Annotated in this window: 21 protein-coding genes; 10 read left to right on the forward strand and 11 right to left on the reverse strand. The window is 61.3% G+C overall.

Annotated elements, in window-relative coordinates:
• Window positions 1-10: 10 nt before the first annotated feature.
• From ACA064_RS15215 to ACA064_RS15255, 9 genes are all read right to left on the reverse strand, one after another.
• Window positions 11-493: a hydrogenase maturation protease gene (locus ACA064_RS15215; RefSeq protein ID WP_497674084.1), complete on the reverse strand. Its 483-nt coding sequence runs from the start codon at window positions 491-493 to the stop codon at window positions 11-13.
• Window positions 490-1,866 (reverse strand): hypothetical protein, encoded by a 1,377-nt coding sequence (locus tag ACA064_RS15220; protein ID WP_497674085.1) that lies wholly within the window; start codon window positions 1,864-1,866, stop codon window positions 490-492. The genes ACA064_RS15215 and ACA064_RS15220 overlap by 4 nt, the downstream gene beginning before the upstream one ends.
• Window positions 1,863-2,513, reverse strand: a complete 651-nt coding sequence (locus ACA064_RS15225) for a DUF6084 family protein (RefSeq protein WP_497674086.1) — start codon at window positions 2,511-2,513, stop codon at window positions 1,863-1,865. The genes ACA064_RS15220 and ACA064_RS15225 overlap by 4 nt, the downstream gene beginning before the upstream one ends.
• On the reverse strand, window positions 2,506-3,150 hold the full coding sequence (locus ACA064_RS15230) for a DUF5947 family protein (protein WP_497674087.1): 645 nt from the start codon (window positions 3,148-3,150) through the stop codon (window positions 2,506-2,508). Before ACA064_RS15230 ends, ACA064_RS15225 begins: the two co-directional genes overlap by 8 nt.
• Before the next feature lie 225 nt (window positions 3,151-3,375).
• Window positions 3,376-3,945, reverse strand: a complete 570-nt coding sequence (locus ACA064_RS15235; RefSeq protein ID WP_497674088.1) for a NifU-related iron-sulfur-binding protein — start codon at window positions 3,943-3,945, stop codon at window positions 3,376-3,378.
• The gene (locus ACA064_RS15240; RefSeq protein WP_497674089.1) at window positions 3,942-5,789 is read right to left on the reverse strand and encodes a nickel-dependent hydrogenase large subunit; all 1,848 of its coding nucleotides are present in this window, start codon (window positions 5,787-5,789) and stop codon (window positions 3,942-3,944) included. The genes ACA064_RS15235 and ACA064_RS15240 overlap by 4 nt, the downstream gene beginning before the upstream one ends.
• Window positions 5,790-5,823: 34 nt before the next feature.
• Complete coding sequence (locus tag ACA064_RS15245; RefSeq protein ID WP_489362021.1) at window positions 5,824-6,891, reverse strand: NADH-quinone oxidoreductase subunit B family protein; 1,068 nt, start codon at window positions 6,889-6,891, stop codon at window positions 5,824-5,826.
• Between the two features lie 201 nt (window positions 6,892-7,092).
• Window positions 7,093-7,716: a response regulator transcription factor gene (locus ACA064_RS15250; RefSeq protein WP_497674090.1), complete on the reverse strand. Its 624-nt coding sequence runs from the start codon at window positions 7,714-7,716 to the stop codon at window positions 7,093-7,095.
• Window positions 7,706-8,833 carry a PAS domain-containing sensor histidine kinase gene (locus ACA064_RS15255; RefSeq protein WP_497674091.1) on the reverse strand — a complete coding sequence of 376 codons (1,128 nt, stop codon included), beginning with the start codon at window positions 8,831-8,833 and terminating at the stop codon, window positions 7,706-7,708. The genes ACA064_RS15250 and ACA064_RS15255 overlap by 11 nt, the downstream gene beginning before the upstream one ends.
• Window positions 8,834-9,011: 178 nt before the next feature.
• Between ACA064_RS15255 and ACA064_RS15260 the strand changes: the two genes are divergently transcribed.
• The 3 genes from ACA064_RS15260 (at window position 9,012) to ACA064_RS15270 (ending at window position 12,398) form a co-directional block, all read left to right on the forward strand.
• Window positions 9,012-9,446, forward strand: a complete 435-nt coding sequence (locus ACA064_RS15260) for a DUF2231 domain-containing protein (protein WP_497674092.1) — start codon at window positions 9,012-9,014, stop codon at window positions 9,444-9,446.
• Window positions 9,447-9,523: 77 nt separating this feature from the next.
• Window positions 9,524-10,687 carry an alcohol dehydrogenase-like regulatory protein ErcA gene (ercA, locus tag ACA064_RS15265; RefSeq protein ID WP_497674093.1) on the forward strand — a complete coding sequence of 388 codons (1,164 nt, stop codon included), beginning with the start codon at window positions 9,524-9,526 and terminating at the stop codon, window positions 10,685-10,687.
• Entirely contained in the window at window positions 10,671-12,398 is a 1,728-nt protein-coding gene (locus ACA064_RS15270; RefSeq protein ID WP_497674094.1) for a PAS domain-containing hybrid sensor histidine kinase/response regulator, read from the forward strand. Before ercA ends, ACA064_RS15270 begins: the two co-directional genes overlap by 17 nt.
• Before the next feature lie 6 nt (window positions 12,399-12,404).
• On the opposite strand, the gene ACA064_RS15275 is transcribed toward ACA064_RS15270, so the two are convergent.
• Window positions 12,405-12,650: a hypothetical protein gene (locus tag ACA064_RS15275; RefSeq protein WP_497674095.1), complete on the reverse strand. Its 246-nt coding sequence runs from the start codon at window positions 12,648-12,650 to the stop codon at window positions 12,405-12,407.
• A 298-nt stretch (window positions 12,651-12,948) separates the two neighbouring features.
• On the opposite strand from ACA064_RS15275, the gene ACA064_RS15280 reads away from it, so the two are divergent.
• Complete coding sequence (locus ACA064_RS15280) at window positions 12,949-13,167, forward strand: hypothetical protein (RefSeq protein ID WP_497674096.1); 219 nt, start codon at window positions 12,949-12,951, stop codon at window positions 13,165-13,167.
• On the opposite strand, the gene ACA064_RS15285 is transcribed toward ACA064_RS15280, so the two are convergent.
• Window positions 13,150-14,499 carry a cation:proton antiporter gene (locus tag ACA064_RS15285; protein ID WP_497674097.1) on the reverse strand — a complete coding sequence of 450 codons (1,350 nt, stop codon included), beginning with the start codon at window positions 14,497-14,499 and terminating at the stop codon, window positions 13,150-13,152. The two genes, ACA064_RS15280 and ACA064_RS15285, sit on opposite strands and share 18 nt — an antisense overlap.
• A 237-nt stretch (window positions 14,500-14,736) precedes the next feature.
• On the opposite strand from ACA064_RS15285, the gene ACA064_RS15290 reads away from it, so the two are divergent.
• From ACA064_RS15290 to ACA064_RS15315, 6 genes are all read left to right on the forward strand, one after another.
• On the forward strand, window positions 14,737-16,116 hold the full coding sequence (locus tag ACA064_RS15290) for an iron-containing redox enzyme family protein (RefSeq protein WP_497674098.1): 1,380 nt from the start codon (window positions 14,737-14,739) through the stop codon (window positions 16,114-16,116).
• Between the two features lie 9 nt (window positions 16,117-16,125).
• Entirely contained in the window at window positions 16,126-17,079 is a 954-nt protein-coding gene (locus ACA064_RS15295) for a methyltransferase (protein WP_497674099.1), read from the forward strand.
• 16 nt (window positions 17,080-17,095) lie between these two features.
• Window positions 17,096-18,211 carry a carboxylate-amine ligase gene (locus ACA064_RS15300; RefSeq protein ID WP_497674100.1) on the forward strand — a complete coding sequence of 372 codons (1,116 nt, stop codon included), beginning with the start codon at window positions 17,096-17,098 and terminating at the stop codon, window positions 18,209-18,211.
• A 161-nt stretch (window positions 18,212-18,372) separates the two neighbouring features.
• On the forward strand, window positions 18,373-18,873 hold the full coding sequence (locus ACA064_RS15305) for a CinA family protein (protein ID WP_497674101.1): 501 nt from the start codon (window positions 18,373-18,375) through the stop codon (window positions 18,871-18,873).
• Window positions 18,874-18,885: 12 nt separating this feature from the next.
• Window positions 18,886-19,404, forward strand: a complete 519-nt coding sequence (locus tag ACA064_RS15310) for a hypothetical protein (RefSeq protein ID WP_497674102.1) — start codon at window positions 18,886-18,888, stop codon at window positions 19,402-19,404.
• A gap of 7 nt (window positions 19,405-19,411) precedes the next feature.
• Window positions 19,412-19,867: a DUF421 domain-containing protein gene (locus ACA064_RS15315; RefSeq protein WP_497674103.1), complete on the forward strand. Its 456-nt coding sequence runs from the start codon at window positions 19,412-19,414 to the stop codon at window positions 19,865-19,867.
• Window positions 19,868-19,904 lie beyond the last annotated feature (37 nt).

Here is a 19,904-nt window from a genome sequence, read left to right on the forward strand (position 1 = left end):
CCTGTTGCACTCATGCCAGTAACTCGTCGACCAAACCGAGAACCTCGGTTACCGCCTTTTCAACGGACTTGGCGACCTCTTTGCTCAAGCCCATATGCCCCTGTTCTCCACCGAGGAAGGCTGGCTGACAGCAGACCATCAACACTCGCGGGCGCCGCTGATCGAGCGCGGCAATGAAGCGCAGCACGCTGGCCGGGTCCATGCCGTGGGGCGCCATCAGCTGTTCGCCCCGGGCCGGTGCTGCGGCGTCACCGATCTCGGGCTCGATCAGATACAGGGTGCCCGGCGCCTCGCCACGGTCCACGGTGTCGATCAGGATCACCACTTCGTAGCCGTCCATCAGCGCATAGCTCAAGTCCAGGCCGCGGATGCCGAAGTCCACCACGTCGACCCCGGCCGGCACTTGGCGCTGACTCAGTCGGTCGGCGACCTCGCAGCCAAAACCGTCATCGCCCATGAAGATATTGCCGATTCCCGCGACCAGGATTTTCATCGTGGCGTTCCCCCGTGGGTTGGGGACTCCAGCGGCTGGATCTCCTCCGGCGAGAAGAAGAACCGGTGCCCGGGCATCCGCTGCAGGCCCCACTCGCGACCGGGATCGTCGTCGATGGTCACTGCCACATGCAGCCGGTCCTCGAAGTCGCGTTCGATGGCCTCGATCACCGCGGTTTTGCCAGCCAGCACCAGGTCCATGGCGTCGCCGCCACCCTTGGGTTGCAGGCGCACCCGATCACCGACTCGCAGTGCCGTGCCGCCGTTGCTGTCGTATGCCAGGCTTGGACCGCTTGGCTCAGGCTGCAGCGCAACGGACTCGGCCAGAGGATCACGCAACACGCCATGCAGGCGCATGAAACTGTCGCTATCCAGGGCTTCGGTGCGTGCCAGCAACGCCGCGGTGCGCGGGTCGAGGGCGGCCATCTCGCGCTTTTCCGCATCGGTCATGGCCAGAATGCGCAGGCTGAGAATTTCATCGATTTCGCTGGAGTCGAAAAACTCGCCGAGGCTTTCCGGCGCGACTTGCGGGTAGTCGTAGAGAATGATCGGCGAAGACAGCAGGATGTCGCGGGCGCCCGGCTGACCAATCAGCACCGGATACGTGCCTTGATTGTCGCAATCTGCCGCTGCGTCCTTGAGCGCGGCAGGCGGGTCCATCAGGCTGATAAAACCTGCGTCCTGCGCCGCGAGAATGGTATGGGTGGAGGCGAAACTGTAGAGACTTGCCTGTTCACGGTCGGTCACGCTGGCGGGGTCCATCCGGGTGTGATTTTCAATGCGCACCGTCAGGCGATAGGCCTGTGCGCCCATGGGTTCCAGCTTCAGCTCGACACGCCCCTGGATTGCGCGCTGATTGCGCAGCAGCACGCCGCGAACAGCCCCGTCATTACGCAGCGGTTCCAGTTCCCGGCGACCTTCGAAGGCGAAAGATACACTTCGAGGGCTGTGCAGCAGTTCGCTCAATGAGCAGTCTGCCACTGGCAGATCGCGCTCCACGGCTTCCTGCCAGCAATGAAACTGCCGGTCACCCAGGGTCAGTGAGGGCACTGGATTCCACTGCGCCCGGCTCAAACCTTCCAGGTCTTCTGGCCAGGCAGGCAATGGCGATAGCAGCTCGCCGACCTCACGGGCCAGCGGCTGCAGGAAGCGCACCCGCACCTCCAGGCGCGCAGCGGGTGGTCCTTCGACCAGGCACTGGGTCTGCATCTGCCAGGGTTCGCCGCCCTCGGTGGCGTCGAACCAGACCTTCGGATAGATGCCGCCGAAGGTCCAGCGCTGGCGGTTCTTCGCGGTGGTGGAGCGGTAGGGATAGAGGATATAGCCTTCATAAAGGACGGCATCGACCACCGGTTGTACCTGGGTCAGGTTCATGAGGCAGCCCTCTTGACGTCGGCCAGCAGGCTGAGCAGGGCTTCATCGAAACCCGGGTGGCCATAGCGACGCTTGTAGTCGTACAGCGCTTCGAACACCTGGCGGTTGACGCACAGCCAGCTCTGGTTGGGGTAGTAAAGGTCCATCATCTGCTTCCAGATTTCGACCGGCAGGGCGTATCGGGCTTCTTCATTCCAGGAGATCAGGGCCATCGCCAGCGCGCCCTCGTCGTCGCGATAGAACACGCTTCCAGAATACAGAAGCAGCAACGGCACCAGCCCTTGATCGAGGCCATGGAAATACTTGGTCGCGGCGAGGTTGAAGTCGAAACTGCAGGGCACCGGCAGGTTGACTTGACTGCGTTCGCCGGAAAACCCCGGGACTACCACGCTGGCATGAGTCCAGAGCATGCTGTGCAGGGTCTGGCCCCAGCGCGAGGGTTCGCCGAACAGGTCGCTCAGGCGTGCCTGCTCCGCCGGATCGTAGTGGCGTTTGCTGGTCTCGATGCGGATCTGGCATTGCAAGGAAATACTCTGGATCGGCACCGGTCGCCCGCGCTGGCGAATAAGCAGTTCGAAGTTCAGGGTTGGGGCGGCCGAGTATCTGTCCGGCGTAGCACCCTGGACGCTGATAGTGAGTTCAGGCATCGCCTTGGCCTCCCGCACCGGTCTCGCCCCGCAGTTGCTCGAAGAACCGCAGTTGCGCCGCCCGCACGTCCTGACCGCCGGACAGGCCGTGCCAGTGGCGGCGAATCAGCCCGACCAACTCATAACAACGGTCAATAGGCAGGCGGTAATACTCGCGGGCACCGTCCATCCGGTTAACCAGCAGGGCTTCGACATCCGGCTGCAGCGCCTTGAGCAGCGGATTGGCGCTGGCCAGATCGTCCCAGGTTTGCAGCGCCAGCTGCGACTCGGTGGCACCGGCAGGGCCGGGGTACAGGGCCAGTACCCGGCCCTGGGTTGAGCTGCGGACGAAAAACGCCAGATTGATCGGAATCAACAAGGCATCCCACTGCGCGTCGCTGAGGTCGAAACCCTGCAGCCGTTTCACCTCGCGGGGTACTCGGCGGTAGCGGCGGGCTTCGGGGCTGTCGAATAACAGGGCGCAGGCCTGGCAGGCGCAGAGCAGGCGTCGGGTGTCGGGCTCGATCAGGTGATCATGCTCGGACTCGATCTCGGCGTAGCACAGCTCGCAGTGCTCGACCGGCTTGCGCTCGAGGCCCAGAAAGCCTTTGAGCGAAGCCACCCAGGCATCCGGTTGCGCTACGCTGGTCTCGGTCATTGCTCGGTCCTCATTCCACTCAGTTAACGAACGCTGCCCCCCCTGTAGGAGCGAGCTTGCTCGCGATGGACCCAAGGGCCCCGCGTCCATTCAGAACCCTGTGGGAGCGGGCTTGCTCGCGATGGGCTCAAGGGCGGCGCGTTCATTCAGAAAGCCCGCGTTATCGTTAACGCCCATCGCGAGCAAGCCCGCTCCCACAATAGAGCGGCTCGCCCGGCTGCCCATTCATTTCTCAGCCTCCACCGGTTGGGTTACCCACACCAGCGGGACAAACCCGGCACGGGCGGTCAGGGTGTCCAAACCTTCGATCACCAACTCGTCGGCATCGGGGATCATTTCCAGCAGCACTTGCTCGATCTCCTGGCGCAGCAGCTCGGCCGTCGGCAGCACGCCGTTCGGGTCGCTGGCGCTGACGCTGATCCGCACCCGATTGCCTTCCACTGCGACCAGCTCGGCGCGGACATTTTTCACTCCCAGGTGCGGGTGCAGGCGCTCGACCGCCTTGCGCGTGCGGGTCGGCAGGTCCTCCGGGTGAAGGTCGTGCAGCAGCAACAGGCCACGCACTCGGGGATTGGCGGTGAAACGCGGCAACAACGTGTCTGCCGGCTGGCTGCCAGCTTCCTGAACTATCTCCAGCAGGTCCGCCAGGCCCAGGCTGTGCAGGCGAATCACCACCCGCAGCAGTTCCCGGGCGGCGTTTCTGGCGGCTGGGTCTGCCAGCTCGTCCAACGCGCCCAGCAGTTCTTGCAAGCGTTCCACTTGCTCATCCAGTTCCTGCTGACGGTATCCGCTCATGATGTCTTGTCCTCGTCATCGCCATCGATCGGCTGCCCGATCCCGCAATTGCCCGGCGCGTGAATGGTCTTCAGGGTCTTGCCGTTACCCAGGTACATATGCACGCCGCAGGGCAGGCAGGGGTCGAAGCTGCGCACCGCGCGCATGATGTCGATGCCCTTGAAGTTATCCGGTCCGTTCTCCTCGAATATCGGCGTGTTCTGCACCGCGTCCTCGTAAGGCCCGGGGGTACCGTAGATATCCCGAGGGCTGGCATTCCAGGGGGTAGGCGGGTAGGGGTGGTAGTTGGCGATCTTGCCGTTCTTGATCACCAGGTGATGGGACAGCACCCCGCGGACCGCTTCGTGGAAGCCGCAACCGATGGCCTCATCGGGGACCTTGAAGTCGGTCCAGGTGCGGGTATTGCCGGCCTGCAACTCGCCCAGGGCTTTCTCGACAAAGTGCAGGGCGCAGCACGCGGCGTAGACCTGGAAGTAGGTCCGGGCGCGATCGCGCTCGATGGCGTTGCTCCATTGGGGTATGTGCCACTCGAACTCCACTTCGGGTTTGAGCGCGGTTTGCGGCAGGTACATCCTGACGCTATGGCCGGTGGACTTGATGTAGCCGATATCGACCAGCCCGGCCAGTGCCGTGGCCCATAGCCGGGCCAGCGCGCCGCCGCCGGTATCGAGGGCCAGGTGATCGCCGGTGCGTTTGTCCAGCCAGCGTGGCGACATGACCCAGGAATACTTGTCGTCAAAGTTGCGTTTCTGCGGACGCGGGACGGTGGTCTGGTTCCAGGGATGGTTGATATCCACCACGTTGCCCAGGGGATCTCGCTCTACCAACCGCTGGCGTTTTTCCCAACTCTCGTAGTAGGAACTGCCGAGCAGGATGCGCATCTGCAGGTTGATCTCCACCAGATCGGTGGTCACCAGCTCGCCGTCGACCACCACACCCGGGGTGACGAACATGGCTCGGCCCCAGCTGGTCATATGCCGGTACTGATAATCGCAATGGTCGGGGTCGTTGAACGCGCCCCAGCACCCGAGCAGGATGCGTCGCCGGCCGACTTCCTCGTAACCGGGCAGGGCTTCGTAGAAGAAGTCGAAGATGTCGTCATGCAGCGGCAGACACCGCTTCATGAACTCGCAGTACTTCATCAGCCGGGTCAGGTAGTCGGTGAACAGCTGCACCGTCGGCACGGTGCCGACACCACCGGGGTAGATGGTCGAAGGGTGCACATGACGCCCCTCCATCAAGCAAATCATTTCCCGGGTGTAGCGCGAGACCATCAGCGTCTCGCGATAGAACTCGCCTTCGAACGGATTGAGCGCGGTCATGATGTCGGCGATGGTCTTGTAGCCGTGCTTGTCGGCATTCGGCGCCGGGGTATGTTGTGCCTGCTCCCAGACGCCCGGGTTGGTCTCCTGGACCATCCTCGCGCAAAAGTCGACCATCAACAGATTGTCCTGGAAGATGTTGTGGTCGAACATGTATTCGGCCGCTTCGCCCAGGTTGATGATCCATTCGGCGATGGCCGGAGGGCGGATGCCATAGGCCATGTTCTGCGCATAGACCGAGCACACGCAGTGGTTGTCGCCACAGATGCCGCAAATGCGGCTGGTGATGAAGTGCGCGTCACGCGGGTCCTTACCCTTCATGAACACCGAATAGCCGCGAAAGATCGAAGAGGTGCTGTGGCACTCGGCGACTTCGCGGTTTTCGAAATCGATCTTGGTGTAGATACCCAGGCTGCCGACGATCCGGGTGATCGGGTCCCAGTTCATCGCAACCAGTTTGCCGGGCTGTTTCTCGGTGGCGTCCTTGGGCTGGGTGGTGACGTCTTTCTCGGTGATCGCCATGGGGTATTCCTCCTGGCTCAATACGGTTGGCCATCTAGCGACGAATTTCAGGAGGTGGATCGGTAGTCAGTTCCGGCCGGTTATGCCGCCATTTAGGTTCTTTGTTGAGGGTGTCGTTGGTGAAACCGCGCAACCATTTGACCAACTTGCCGTAGGGCCGGACGAAATTGGAGGAAAACACCGCGCCCGGCGGCTCATCCATGAACGGCATGAACTTGTCGGGGAAGCCGGGCATGGTGCAACCGATACAGATGCCACCGACATTCGGGCAACCGCCGATGCCATCCATCCAGCCGCGTTTGGGCACATTGCACTGCACCACCGGCCCCCAGCAGCCGAGTTTGACGATGCACTGCGGCTGGCCATATTCCTTGGCGAAATTACCCTGTTCGTAGTAGCCGGCGCGGTCGCAGCCTTCGTGCACCGTCTTGCCGAACAGCCAGGTCGGACGCCCGGCATCGTCCAGCGGGATCATCGGCGCGACGCCGGCGAGTTGGCGCAGCAGGTACAGCAGCGTCTCCATGAAGTTGTCCGGCTGCACCGGGCAGCCCGGCACATTCACCACCGGCAATCCGGCCTTGGACTTCCAGTTCCAGCCCAGGTAGTCGTTGACGCCCATGCACCCGGTGACGTTGCCCTGCATCGCGTGGATGCCGCCGTAGGTCGCGCAGGTGCCGCAGGCCACCACCGCCAGGGCCTTGGGAGACAGGCGGTCGAGCCATTCGGGAATAGTGATCGGTTCGCCGGTCTGCGGGTCGTTGCCCATGTAGGCCCAGTAACCTTCACCGCTGAGGTTTTCGTTGGGGATCGAGCCTTCCATCACCAGCACGAAATCGATCTCGCCACGCGCGGCCTGGTGCCAGTACTGCATCAATTCCTCACCGACCTCATAACACAGGTCAGGGTTGTGCAAATGGACCTTGGGCAGGCCCGGAATCGCTCCCAACACCACGTCTTCGATGCTGGGCAGGGTGGCGGCGGTGATCGAGATCGAATCGCCGTCGCAGCTCATGCCATCGTTGATCCAGATGATGTGGACTTCTTTAAGGTCGGGTTTGCGTTGCGTCTTGCGTCCGTAGGGGACGCTGGGCATATCGGCCATGGTCTGCCTCCTGATCGCATGTATGCATGCCTTGCAGGGTTCGGTCGATGCGTAAAGCAGGGCCGTCATCAGACCGGGCTACTCAGCTAGCTTTGTATCCCAAGCCATGAAGCCTGACCAAGCGTGTGACTACCTAGGTATTGCTACCTATCAGATGCTGAGAACGGGGGAGAGGGGCAGCTGCTACGGGGGGAGAGGTGTTTACAAACGCAATTGGTGAATACCGCAAAGCACCGCCATGGTGATGAGTTCGGCGGTGGAGTGAGCCTGCATCTTGAGCATCAGGTGCTCGCGATGGTGTTCGACGGTGCGCGGGCTGATCATCAGTTCCCGGGCGATTTTCTTGTTGGGCAGGTCCGACACCACCAGCGCGAAGACTTGCTGCTCACGGGGCGACAGGTTGCTGTAGCGCCGCTGCACCAGCGCCTGTTCGCGGGCCAGCCGGCGGTCGTCGAGGTCTTTGTCCAGGGCTTGATGGACGCTGGCCAGCAGGTCTTTTTCGCTGAAAGGCTTTTCCAGGAAATCCACCGCGCCACACTTGAGTGCGGCCACCGCGGTACTGGCATTGGCATGACCGCTGATGAAAATGATCGGCATTCGTATCTGCAATTCTTTCAGGCGTTTCTGCAAGTCCAGGCCGCTGGTGTCCGGCATGCGCAGATCGGTGATCAGGCATCCGGGCTGCTGTGGGTCGAAGCTGTCGAGAAAGGTTTTCGCGCAGATGTAGGTGCGGACCTCCAGACCGGTGGATCCGAGGGTGCGCTCAAGAGCGGCGAGAAACAGCCGGTCATCATCCACCACGTGTATGACCTGCTCAGTCGTCATGGCCATTACCTTGAAGTGTCGGCAGGGTGAAATGCACCGTTGCCCCGGCGGTGGATCTGGCATCGGCCCAAAGCGCTCCGCCATGGGCCTCGATAATCGTGCGACTGATGGACAGCCCCAGGCCCATGCCGTGGCTCTTGGTGGTGTAAAACGGACTGAAAATGCGCTCGAGCTCTTTATGGTCCAGGCCCGGCCCGGTGTCGGCCACGCTGACCTGAATCTGCCCCGAGGGCTGTACCTGCGCCTTGATCGTCAATCGATGGCCGATGCCGCCCTGTTCGCGCATGGCTTCGATACTGTTGTGGGCCAGGTTCACCAGCACCTGGCCAATCTGCACCACATCGACCCGCACGTACGGCATTCCTCGCTGGATATCGAGTTGCAGGTCGATATCGCTGTCCCTGGCATCGACCTCGATCAGCATCGACACCTCCTGGATCAGCGAAAAAAACTCGCATTCAGTGGCCAGCTCGCCGTTGTTCTGCAAAAAGCCGCGCAGGTGGCGAACCACCTCGCTGGCAAATGCCGCGGCCTCTCGGGCCTGAGTCAGGGCTTCGATGAATTCGGGCGCCTGGGTAGCATCCGCGGTCAACAGCCGCAATGCCGCTTCACAGCTGAGCACCACAGTCCCCAGCGGTTGATTCAGTTCGTGGGCCAGGCTGGAGGCCAGCTCACCCGCGGTGTTCAGGCGGGCGAGCCGGGTGAGCTGCGATTGCAGGCTGCGCAGTTTTCGCTCGGACTCCTGTTCGCCCGAGACGTCGATCATCGCGGTGCGAAAATGCTCCAGGGGGCCGTTGCTGTTGGGTTCTCTGTCGCTTTTGAGCCACAGCGTGGCAATCCGTCCCTGGCGGTTCTTGACCCGCAACTTCTGACTGACGCAGCCGCCAAGGCTGCCGAGTTTGCTCAGATGCGCATGAAACCGCGATTTGTCGGCGCTCACCACCCAGCGCGCGAACGATTCACCTGTCAGCCAGGTGGCATCCCAACCCAAGAGCGCGGCACCGGTCTGGTTGATCTTGCAAATGCGTCCCGAGGCTTCCAGCAGTACATAGCCGATCGGGGCGCGTTCGAACAGATCGTGGTAATCAAACATCGGTGCTGGCGGTGTGTTCTGCATAGGCTGGGCCGGTCAATGCTTCAGAGGTGTCTGGATGCGGAGTCCGTCGCAGTTCTGCTGCCTCCATCAGTGTAGACGCCCGCCCGGCGCCAGCAGTTCCAGGGTTCTCCGGTCGTCGGCGCAAATGCCTTTGGCTCGACTAGCCTTCTAATAGCTTGTCCCGAGGGAGGGTGGCACCATGCGCTGGCCCCGACATTTTTTGGGTCTTCCCCTGCATCCGATGCTGGTGCATTTCCCGCTGGTGTTCTGGCTCAGCGTGCCGTTCTTTGATGGGGTTGCGCTGTGGTCCGCCGCGCCACTGTGGTGGGGGCTGGCGCTGGGTGCCAGCGCCGCCGGTGTGGTGACTGGGGTGTTGGCACTGATGACGGGGCTGATGGAATACATCCATCTGTCCGAGACCGGTAGCAACGATGTCCGGCTCGCCGCCCGGCATGGAGTGCGCACGACGCTGGTCTGGTGCGCGATGAGTGTAAAGCTGCTGATCGCCGGCCTGTCCGATAGCGGTCAGGGTCTGATCCTGATCTGCTTGCTGATCGATGTGGCGGCCTGCGGGTTGCTGCTGCAAGGGGCGTTTTTCGGCACCCGAATCACCTATGGCGGCTACAAGCGCTAGCCCATTAGTCTGATTGCATTCGTAACTGGATGCTTTAGGCTGGCTTTTATCTCCCGAACAATAAGAAAAGGCTTTCCATGAGCCCTAACTTCAGTCAACTGCGCAAATTCGTCTCACCTGAAATCATTTTCGGCGCCGGCTGCCGGCATAACGTCGGCAACTGTGCCAAAACCTTCGGTGCCCGCAAGGTCCTGATTGTCAGCGATCCCGGGGTGATTGCCGCCGGTTGGGTCGCCGATGTCGAGGCCAGTTTGCAGGCCCAGGGCATCGAATACTGCTTGTACAGCGCCGTCTCGCCCAATCCACGGGTGGAGGAGGTGATGCTCGGGGCCGAGATGTACCGGGAAAACCACTGTGATGTGATAGTCGCCGTCGGCGGCGGCAGCCCGATGGACTGCGGTAAAGGCATCGGCATCGTGGTCGCCCACGGGCGCAACATCCTCGAATTCGAAGGCGTGGACACCATTCGGGTGCCGAGCCCACCACTGATTCTGATTCCAACCACCGCCGGCACCTCGGCCGACGTCTCGCAATTCGTGATTATTTCCAATCAGCAGGAACGGATGAAGTTCTCCATCGTCAGCAAGGCGGTGGTGCCGGACGTGTCGTTGATCGACCCGGAAACCACCCTGAGCATGGACCCGTTCCTGTCCGCCTGCACCGGTATCGACGCGTTGGTGCATGCCATCGAGGCCTTCGTCTCCACGGGCCACGGGCCGTTGACCGATCCCCATGCACTGGAGGCGATGCGCCTGATCAATGGCAACCTGGTGCAAATGATCGCCAACCCCAACGACATCGTCCTGCGGGAAAAAATCATGCTCGGCAGCATGCAGGCCGGGCTGGCGTTTTCCAACGCGATTCTCGGCGCGGTGCACGCCATGTCCCACAGCCTCGGCGGTTTTCTCGATCTGCCCCATGGCTTGTGCAACGCGGTGCTGGTCGAGCACGTGGTGGCGTTCAATTACAACTCGGCGCCCGACCGGTTCAAGGTGATTGCCGAGACGTTTGGCATCGACTGTCGGGGACTCAATCACCGGCAGATCTGCGGACGGTTGGTGGAGCACCTGATCGCCCTCAAGCACTCCATCGGTTTCCATGAAACCCTCGGCCTGCATGGTGTCAGCATGGCCGATATTCCATTCCTCTCGCAGCACGCCATGCACGACCCGTGCATCCTCACCAATCCGCGCGAGTCGAGCCAACGTGACGTCGAGGTCGTCTATGGCGAAGCCCTCTGAAGAGCAACAGCGGGCCTTGGCCGGTCTGCTGGGGCTGGGCAGCCTTTCTGCGCGCAAGAGCCATTATCCCGAGCTGGCGGCGCGTCTCGAAGACCTGGAAACCGAGCGCAACCGCTACAAATGGCTGTTCGAGCATGCGGTGCACGGGATTTTCCAGGCCAGCCTGCAAGAGGGTATGCGCGCCGCCAACCCGGCACTGGCGCGGATGCTCGGTTATGAAACACCCCAGGAAGTGCTGTTTTCCCTGACTGGCCTGGCCGGCAATCTGTTTGTCGGTGGCGCTGGCGAGTTGCAGGCGATCGGCGAGAAGCTGCAGAGCCAGCGCAGCCTGCTCGGTTATGAAACCCGGCTGCGGCGCAAGGACGGCAGTTGTCTCGATGTGCTGATGAACCTGCTGCTCAAACCCGATCAGGATGGGCTGGTGGAAGGCTTCGTCACCGATATCACAGAGCGCAAACTGGCCCAGCAACGTTTGCAGCAACTCAACGATGAGCTGGAACAACGGGTCGCGGCCCGCACCGATGAGTTGTTGGAAGCCAACCGTAACCTGCAGCAGCAGATCGCCCAGCGCGAACAGGTCGAGCAAGCCTTGCGTCAGGCCCGGGATGCGGCCCAGGCGGCCAATCGCAGCAAGGACAAATACCTCGCCGCCGCCAGCCATGACTTGCTGCAGCCGTTGAACGCCGCACGCTTGTTGATCTCCACCTTGCGCGAGCGGTCCTTGCCCGACGTCGAGCAGGTACTGGTCGAGCGCACCCATCAAGCCCTGGAAGGCGCGGAAGATTTGCTCACCGACCTGCTGGATATCTCCAAGCTCGATCAGGCCGCGGTCAAACCGGACATCGCCTTGTACCGGCTGGACGAATTGCTTGCGCCACTGGTCTCGGAGTTCCAGTCGGTGGCCCAGGCGGCGGGGCTGAATCTGCGGGCGCGGGTTGGCAATTTTGCCGTGCACACTGACTTGCGCCTGATGACCCGGATCCTGCGCAACTTTCTCAGCAATGCCTGTCGCTACACCATCGAGGGCAGCATTTTGCTGGGGGCCAGACGCCGCGGCGAGTTCTTGCGGCTTGAGGTCTGGGACACCGGTCGTGGTATTGCCGCCGACCGGCTGGATTCGATTTTTCTCGAGTTCAACCAACTCGACGTCGGTCGCGCCGCCGATCGCAAGGGTGTGGGGCTGGGCCTGGCGATTGTCGAGCGGATCGCGAAAATCCTCGGCTATCGGGTCCAGGTGATCTCGCGGCCTGGACGGGGTTCGATGTTCAGCATCGAGGTGCCGATTTCCCGCGAGGTGCCGCTGCCCATCAGCCAGGCGGCGCCGCAACTGATTACCGGCAACCCCTTGCCGGGCCGCCGCCTGCTGGTGCTGGACAACGAACTGAGCATTCTCGAAAGCATGAGCGCATTGCTCGGGCAGTGGGGCTGCGAGGTGGTCACCGCCACTGATGAAGTCGGCGCCCTGCAAGCCTTGCAAGGCCGGGCACCGGAACTGATTCTGGCGGACTTTCACCTGGATCATGGGGTTATTGGTTGCGAGGTGGTCAGGCGCCTGCGCGAACATTTCGCACAACCCATTCCGGCGATCATGATCACCGCTGACCGCAGCGATCAGTGTCGACGCTCGTTGCAAAAGCTCGGCGCGCCGCTGTTAAACAAACCGGTCAAGCCCGGAAAGCTTCGCGCGGCCTTGAGCCAGATGCTCAGTTAACGCTGTTCAAGCCGAGCCCTCAGGCTCGGTGTTCTTTTTGAACCCGCGCATATTCATCGCGCACAAGCAGAACTGCAGCAGGATCAAGGCATAGGCATCGGTGTGATAGCCCCAGATCACCCACAGGATATTGCTCGCGATAAAACAGCTGAAGCCACTGACTCGGCGCTGCGGTTGGCGCGAGCCGATCAGCCACGCGGCGAGTACGGTGACGACCATGGCTGGCCATTGCACCCAATCCAGATAGTCCATGCGCAAGTTTCCTGACGATTCTTTACTCCAGACCACCTCGGTGCATGGCCGTTCCCTCGAAATTATCCTGATGCCAGTGTAGGAGCGAGCTTGCTCGCGAAGGACGTTAACGATAACGCGTGTTTTCTGAATGAACGCGCCGCCCTTGAGTCCATCGCGAGCAAGCTCGCTCCTACAGAGACCTCATTTCCTTAACCGGCATTGTCCGATGACTGGTGGTCTTTTGAACCGAACGGCGCTCAGGTTCTACTCTCAAAACAGCATGACCTGAACTTCAAGGTCTTAAGCGAGGTGCTCCATGACCAGCCGATCAAAACGTCCTGATACGGACACAACGCCGGAATATCCGCTGTCGGCTCCGATCGATCCAAGGGACCCGGAGCGCAAGAAAACCCGGGTCGAGCTCGAAGAGGAGGATATGCCGGAGAGTGGCGTGCGAATCGACGAAGCCGAAGCCGAGGCCGACCCGGATGATCCAGACATTGCCGGCAAGGATGGCTCAGGTCAGCCGAGCTGAGCGCCGTCGCTCGTAGCGCGTCAGCATCGGCTGAGTGCTGACGCCATGAACCAGGATGCTCAGGGTTATGACCGATAAGGTCAGGTCCGTGCAGATGATTGCCTGGGATTGCCCAAGGTCGTGATTCAAGGCGTAAAACAGATAATAGAGGCTACCGATACCGCGAATGCCGAACCAGCCAATCAACAGGCGCTGATGGCGGTCCAGCAGCTTGCCCCAGGGCATGGCCAGCACGCAGAGCGGACGGATCACGCAAAACAAGGCAAAGCCTATGCCCAGGGCCCGCCAGTCCCAATGGGTGGCCAGCACCACACCGAGCAAGGTCACCAGGAACACCTCCATGGAGCGCTCCACCAGGCTGCCGAACGCCAGCATGTCGCCCATCATGATGCCGGCGGCTACCTGGCTGTCCTCAAGGTTCTCAATATCGCCATGCACGGCTTGCTCCGGTTCGACATTCAGGTGGCCGACCACCGGTTGCGCCAGGTGTTCGGCCGGGGTTTGCGAGCCGCCGCTGGATTTGACTTCAGCCTGGCGCAAGCCCAACCCGGCGGCGAACACTGATAGAAAGCCGTAACCGTGAATCGATTCGGCCACGACGTAGGCCAGGGCGATCAGTGCCAGGGTCAGGTAGTCATTGGGGGAGAGGGTGCTGTCGGCATTCTTGATGCGCATCAGCAGGGTCATGTGGCCAAGGCCTTTGCCCATCCAGTAGCCGATGAGCAGCCCGGCAGGCACCGCCCACAGCAAACTGTACAAGGCCCAGTCGGTAAGCCAGGCGCTGCTGGGGCCATCCTGTTGCAGGACCAGTAAACCGAGGATCACAAAGGGAAAGGCGATACCGTCATTGAGCCCGGCTTCGCCCGACAGGCCGAAGCGCACCCGGTCGTAATCCCCCGCATCGCTGACTTGAACCAGCCCGGCGAGCACCGGGTCGGTGGGTGCGAGGATGGCGCCGATCAGCAGCGCCATCCCCCATGACAGCCCGAACAGCAGATGCAGAACCAGGCATAGCCCGCAGATACTCAAGAGCATCACCGGGCCGGCCAGGCCGAATGCTACGCGCCAGGTCCGGTGGGTCAGCGGCAGGCGCAGTTTCAGGCCGCTGACGAATAGCGAGAACAGCACCGCGACTTCCGTCAGATGCTCCATCCACACGGAAGCGCCGTCGATATTCAGCTGCAGCAGACCCAGCGCCGACGGACCAATGGCCACTCCCAGCGCCAGGCACACCGCCGAGGTAGTGACCGGCAACCAGCGCAGATAGGACGAGGTCAGCGCCAGGGTCAGCAATACGGTACCTAAAACAGCCACCCATAGGATGAAACTCATGTTCGATTCCCGCCGTGTTGGCTGCGCACCCGAAGCGACCATCCGGCTGCTGCTCCATGACTATTCGAGGGGCCTGCACCGTGCTTGGTTCAAATGGCGCTGGCCATCGCGCCGCTGCCGTTTGTCCGGTGGTTTGAAAGTCGGAATGAATTTTCCCTTCAGGATTTCGCTCTTTTGCAATAGAGACGTGTCGACGATCAACCAGAACATGGACAGTCAGAACATGAGAGGTAGGCCATGACCGCGCTGACGACACTGGAGTTGAATGCGGCCAACTTTCAGCCAACTCTGCCATCGGGAGCTGTTCGCCAGCGCTACGATGAATTGCTGTATGGACCGGACGAACTCGACAAACGCGAGATTGCCAGGACTTTTCTTCAACAACAGTTACGGGCCGCTGAAACTTTGCCCGATGATCTACCCGCGGATCCGCAGGCGCTGCAGGCTTGGGTCGAACAACACAGCGCCAGTGTCGCTCGCCAGTACGCCGAGTATCTGCAAGGGCGCAAGGCCGGTGGTTCGCGGCGTTTCTTCAGCAACAAGGCCCATGCCCTGTATTTCCTGCAGGCGGTTGCGCCGACCAAACTGGTGGATGGCGCCTGGCTCCATGGGCTGTTGCGGCAGTGGCGCGATCAGCGATTCGACAACCTGCTGCGCACCTATCTGGAAGAGTTGGGGGAAGGTAACCCAGCGCAGAATCATGTGCTGATCTACCGCAAGCTGCTTGCCGAGCACGGCCTGGACGCCAATGCCTGCGCCCAGGACCCTCATTATCTGCAAGGCACCGTGCAATTGGCCCTGGGTCAATGCGCCGACGAATTCTTGCCCGAGGTCATCGGCTACAACCTCGGTTACGAACAACTGCCGCTGCATTTGCTGATCAGCGGGTATGAACTTCGAGAGTTGGGCATCGACCCCTATTACTTCACCCTGCATGTGACCATCGACAATGCCAGCAGCGGCCATGCCCACAAGGCGGTGCAGTCGCTGTTGCAACTGCTGCCGGTTGAAGCCGGACGGGAAGACTTCTACCGGCGAGTGGCCTTGGGCTATCGGCTCAACGACCTCGGCCTGGGTTCAAACGCGGTGATCCAGTCTTTCGATCTGCAGCGCGAAGTACTGGAGATGCTCGAACGCAAACGGCCGTTCGGCCAGCACATGCACTCGGATTTCTGCCGATTTGCCGGCAAGACCGTCAACCAATGGCTGGCGGTCCCGGGGCAACTGCCAGCATTCCTGGCAATGCTGGAGAGCCAGGGCTGGATCAAACGTCATCAGGACCCCCAGGCCAGTCGATTCTGGAAGTTGATTGAAGGTTGCGGCGCAGCGATGTTCGGGGTGTTCAGCCCTTATGAAAAACAGCTGTTGCACGACTGGATCGCTGGCGACTGGCAAGCCGCAAACCGCTCTGCGCCGAACTGGCGTGAACGTGATGGGTCAATGGCCCAGGTAGAAGACGACCCGGACATCCGGCAGCTGCAAGCTGCGTTGGCCGGATGCAGTGCCGACAGACAATTGGAGCTGTTGATTCCCTGGCTGTCGCCGCAACGTCATTCCCATCCCGCCGGGCTACTGGCCACACGGCTGTTTGGCGAACTCAAGTCCAGTCTTCGCTAGGAGCTCTGCATGGATCAGCCAGCACCACTGTGCAGCGCCGACCTGGCGCTGTTGCACCTGGGCCGCCGCTTGCAAGCGGACGGCTATCACTTCATCACCGGCACACCGCTGACCCACCAGCGGGTCAATGGGCGAGCCGCCAATCAACGGGCGAAATCCCTGCGCGATGTCTTTGGCTGGTCGCGACCGTTTGCCCCCGGACTGTTGTCGGGCGCCGAACTGCAGCAGATGCAACAGGCCGGTATTGTCGAACCGCGCGATGGGCTGATGCACAGCAGCGTGCGCTGGTCGAGCCTGGAAGATCTGCTGTTCGTGCACTCGGGCTTCCCGACCACCGCCAGCGATGCAGTGTTTTTCGGCCCGGACAGCTACCGTTTTGCGCAGCTGATCAGATCGCACCTGCAACATGACTACGGCGCCATCCGCCGGGCCGTCGATATCGGTTGCGGGGCCGGCGTTGGCGCCATCCTGATTGGCCGGGCCCGTCGCGACGCCCAGGTGCTGGCGGTGGATATCAACCCGCTGGCGTTGCGCATGACCGCCGTCAACGCGGCATTGGCCGATGTAGCAAATGTCAGTATCAGTGCCAGTGACGTACTGGACGGCGTGGACGGCGAATTCGACCTGATCGTTGCCAATCCGCCCTATATGCAGGATCCGGCGCAGCGGGCCTATCGTCATGGCGGCGGTGCCCTCGGCGCGGAGCTGTCGTTGCGGATTGTCGAAGAGGCATTGCCGCGCCTGGCGCCGGGCGGGTCCCTGGTGCTGTACACCGGAGTGGCCATGGTCGAGGGCCGCGATCCTTTTCTCGAAGCCTTGCGCCCCCGGCTGGCGTCAGCGGTCCATGCCTGGACTTACCGCGAGCTGGATCCGGACGTGTTCGGCGAGGAACTGTTGACGCCCGGCTACCAGCGGGTGGAACGGATTGCCGTGGTCGCGTTGATCGTGACGCGCAGCCTTTGAATCTGCGCAGGCGGTTATGACCATGACCTTGAACTTCGGGATCGAAGAGGAATACCTCATCACCGATCTGGCGACGCGCACCATGCTCAGCCAGCCGCCCCGGCAGCTGATTGCCGAGTGCCAGACGGCGCTGGGCAGCCATTTCGCCTTCGAGATGTTCCAGGGTCAGATCGAGGTCGCGTCACCGGTCTTTACCGATCTGTCCCAGGCCAACGAGTATCTGACGAACGCTCGCGGCAGCCTGGTGCAGATTCTTGAAAACAACGACTTGGGCCTGCTCTGTGCCGGCAGCCATCCGCTGGCGGACTGGCGCTTGCAACAGGCCACCGACCAGGAGCATTTCCGCAAGCTGTTCAGGGATTTCCAGCTTGTGGCGCAACGCAGCGTGCTGTGCGGCCTGCACGTGCATGTCGAGGTGCCGGACCGGCTCGACCGTATCTGCGTGATGAACCAGGTGCTGCCCTGGTTGCCACTGTTGTTGGCGTTGAGCAGCTCTTCGCCGTTCTGGGACGGTGCCCCGAGCGGATTCATGAGTTATCGCCAGGTGGCGTGCGACGAGTGGCCGCGAATGGGGGTGCCGGAATACTTCGAGAATGAACAGGCTTACCGTGACTACCTGCAGCTATTGCTGCAAACCGGCTCGATCAGCACTCCAGGGGAATGCTGGTGGGGCCTGCGGCCTGCGGCACGTTATCCGACGCTTGAGCTGCGCATGACCGATGCCTGTCCGCGGCTGAGTGATGCCTTATGCATCGCCTCGCTGTTCCGGATCATGGTCGGCCAGGCCATTGCCACGCCGCGACCGGGGGCGGGCTATAGCCAGACTTCGCAATGGATCCTCAAGGAAAACCGCTGGCGCGCCAAACGGTTTGGCATTCATGGCCACTTTATTCGCGAGGGAAGTTCGCTAATGCTGTCGGCCGGGCAATGGCTGGATTGGGCGCAGGAAACCTTTCTCGCCACCGCCGAGCAACTGGGTGAGACCCGGGTGTTCGATCAGGCCCGACAGATCCTGGAGGAGGGCAGCAGCGCCGATCGGCAATTGCACTGCTTCGACCAGGCACAGTCTGCCGGGCTGTTGACTTCGGCCGCGCTGGCGCGGGTGGTCGATCAATTGTTATTGCGCGGCTAACCCATAGGCGTACGCAGATACTCGGGTGTCAGCACGTTGAACCAGAACAGTCACACCGCCGGGATCAGCGCCAGCAGGACCCAAGGTTTTGCGACTGAATGAATACCTCAGTCAGCGGTCAACCCTTCAGGATCTCAATCTTGTGACAGGGGCCAGCACTTATGACCTGTGCAGAAGCAGTCGTTGAATACCTGCGCGAGCATTCCCTGGTATTGACTACCGCGGAATCTTGTACCGCCGGAAAAATCGTCACCTTGCTGGCCGAGGTACCGGGCAGCGGCGACCTGATCGAAAGTGGTTATGTGGTCTATTCGCCAGCAGCCAAGCAGCGCTTGCTCGGCGTCAATCCCGCGACCATCGCTACCTTCAATCTGACCAGTTGTGAGGTCGCACGGGAAATGGCCCTTGGAGCCCTGCGCGACAGCACGGCCACCGTAGCGGTGGCTACCACCGGCATTCTCGGCCCGGACGACGTCGATGGCATCGCGGCCGGAACCGTCTGTTTCGCCTGGGCCTTCGCCCTGAGTGGCGAGAGCGCGGTATTTACCCGCACACGGCGTTTTTTCGGTTCCCGGGAAGAGGTTCAGTTGTGGGCCTCTGAGCATGTCCTGGACCAACTGCCGGTTTTTCACCGTTTGGCGCTCAACGGCGAACGCGGATAAGGGCGGGGGCTGATGATGGAAAAGCCACAGCATGACGATTTTCACAGCCGTGAGTATCCGATCCGGGAAGACATGAAGTTTCAGCTCAAGGTCTGGCGTTTGGAGCGTTGGGGTTGGTACTTGATGCTGCTGGTGGTGATGCTGGCTTTACTCGGACTGTTTTCCAGAGGGCCGCTCAGTTCGCGGCAGACCCTGAGTGCTGACGGGCGCATCAGCGTGCAATACGAGTTGTTCCATCGCAATGGTTCGACCAGCCCGATGATCATCCAGGTCAAGGCGCCACCCGACACACCGATCGAGCTCGAACTGGGGGGTAATGTATTTCAGGGTTTCAGTATTGAAACACTGCAGCCACAGCCATTGCGCTCAAGCAGCGCCGGGCAGGGGATAAAGTTCTTGCTGAAGACCGACGCAGGGGGCCTTGCAAGGATTTACCTGACCCTGCGCAGTGACGGTCTGGGCTTCTACCACACTCGTGTGCTGGCTGCGGGTGCCGAGCCGCTTGACCTCGATCAGTTCATTTACCCTTAGGTGACCTATGGATTCGGTATGGCGGGCTGTCGCTATCTATCTCGCGCTGATGGTGCTGTTCAAGATTGCCGGGCGTCGCTCACTGGCCGAGCTGACCACCTTCGATTTCCTCCTGCTGCTGATCATCGGCGAGGCAACGCAGCAAGCATTGCTGGGCGATGACTTTTCGTTGACCAATGCGTTGTTGGTGATCATTACGCTGATCGCGATTGATGTCGGTCTGTCGTTGCTCAAGCAACGTTCGCCCCGGACCTCGCGACTGATTGATGGAGAACCGACGATTGTTGTCGAGAACGGCCAGTTACTGCGCAAGCGCCTGTACAAAGCGCGATTGGTCGAATCCGATATTCTCGAAGCGGCCCGCTCCAGTCAGGGTCTGGAAACTATTGAGCAGATCAAATTTGCGATTATCGAGCGCAACGGCAAGATCTCGATCATCGCCTATGAGGCAGACCGTGCTTGATGGCTGACACCTTTGGTCCGTGATACTGAACGTCTGA

The organism is Pseudomonas sp. LBUM1658 (genome assembly GCF_059716055.1).

Excerpts from the sequence above, each read along its gene's own strand:
- ACA064_RS15215 (WP_497674084.1), bottom strand. The coding sequence starts at position 493 with ATGAAAATCCTGGTCGCGGGAATCGGCAATATCTTCATGGGCGATGAC.
- ACA064_RS15220 (WP_497674085.1), bottom strand. The coding sequence starts at position 1,866 with ATGAACCTGACCCAGGTACAACCGGTGGTCGATGCCGTCCTTTATGAA.
- ACA064_RS15225 (WP_497674086.1), bottom strand. The coding sequence starts at position 2,513 with ATGCCTGAACTCACTATCAGCGTCCAGGGTGCTACGCCGGACAGATAC.
- ACA064_RS15230 (WP_497674087.1), bottom strand. The coding sequence starts at position 3,150 with ATGACCGAGACCAGCGTAGCGCAACCGGATGCCTGGGTGGCTTCGCTC.
- ACA064_RS15235 (WP_497674088.1), bottom strand. The coding sequence starts at position 3,945 with ATGAGCGGATACCGTCAGCAGGAACTGGATGAGCAAGTGGAACGCTTG.
- ACA064_RS15240 (WP_497674089.1), bottom strand. The coding sequence starts at position 5,789 with ATGGCGATCACCGAGAAAGACGTCACCACCCAGCCCAAGGACGCCACC.
- ACA064_RS15245 (WP_489362021.1), bottom strand. The coding sequence starts at position 6,891 with ATGGCCGATATGCCCAGCGTCCCCTACGGACGCAAGACGCAACGCAAA.
- ACA064_RS15250 (WP_497674090.1), bottom strand. The coding sequence starts at position 7,716 with ATGACGACTGAGCAGGTCATACACGTGGTGGATGATGACCGGCTGTTT.
- ACA064_RS15255 (WP_497674091.1), bottom strand. The coding sequence starts at position 8,833 with ATGCAGAACACACCGCCAGCACCGATGTTTGATTACCACGATCTGTTC.
- ACA064_RS15260 (WP_497674092.1), top strand. The coding sequence starts at position 9,012 with ATGCGCTGGCCCCGACATTTTTTGGGTCTTCCCCTGCATCCGATGCTG.
- ercA (WP_497674093.1), top strand. The coding sequence starts at position 9,524 with ATGAGCCCTAACTTCAGTCAACTGCGCAAATTCGTCTCACCTGAAATC.
- ACA064_RS15270 (WP_497674094.1), top strand. The coding sequence starts at position 10,671 with ATGGCGAAGCCCTCTGAAGAGCAACAGCGGGCCTTGGCCGGTCTGCTG.
- ACA064_RS15275 (WP_497674095.1), bottom strand. The coding sequence starts at position 12,650 with ATGGACTATCTGGATTGGGTGCAATGGCCAGCCATGGTCGTCACCGTA.
- ACA064_RS15280 (WP_497674096.1), top strand. The coding sequence starts at position 12,949 with ATGACCAGCCGATCAAAACGTCCTGATACGGACACAACGCCGGAATAT.
- ACA064_RS15285 (WP_497674097.1), bottom strand. The coding sequence starts at position 14,499 with ATGAGTTTCATCCTATGGGTGGCTGTTTTAGGTACCGTATTGCTGACC.
- ACA064_RS15290 (WP_497674098.1), top strand. The coding sequence starts at position 14,737 with ATGACCGCGCTGACGACACTGGAGTTGAATGCGGCCAACTTTCAGCCA.
- ACA064_RS15295 (WP_497674099.1), top strand. The coding sequence starts at position 16,126 with ATGGATCAGCCAGCACCACTGTGCAGCGCCGACCTGGCGCTGTTGCAC.
- ACA064_RS15300 (WP_497674100.1), top strand. The coding sequence starts at position 17,096 with ATGACCATGACCTTGAACTTCGGGATCGAAGAGGAATACCTCATCACC.
- ACA064_RS15305 (WP_497674101.1), top strand. The coding sequence starts at position 18,373 with ATGACCTGTGCAGAAGCAGTCGTTGAATACCTGCGCGAGCATTCCCTG.
- ACA064_RS15310 (WP_497674102.1), top strand. The coding sequence starts at position 18,886 with ATGATGGAAAAGCCACAGCATGACGATTTTCACAGCCGTGAGTATCCG.
- ACA064_RS15315 (WP_497674103.1), top strand. The coding sequence starts at position 19,412 with ATGGATTCGGTATGGCGGGCTGTCGCTATCTATCTCGCGCTGATGGTG.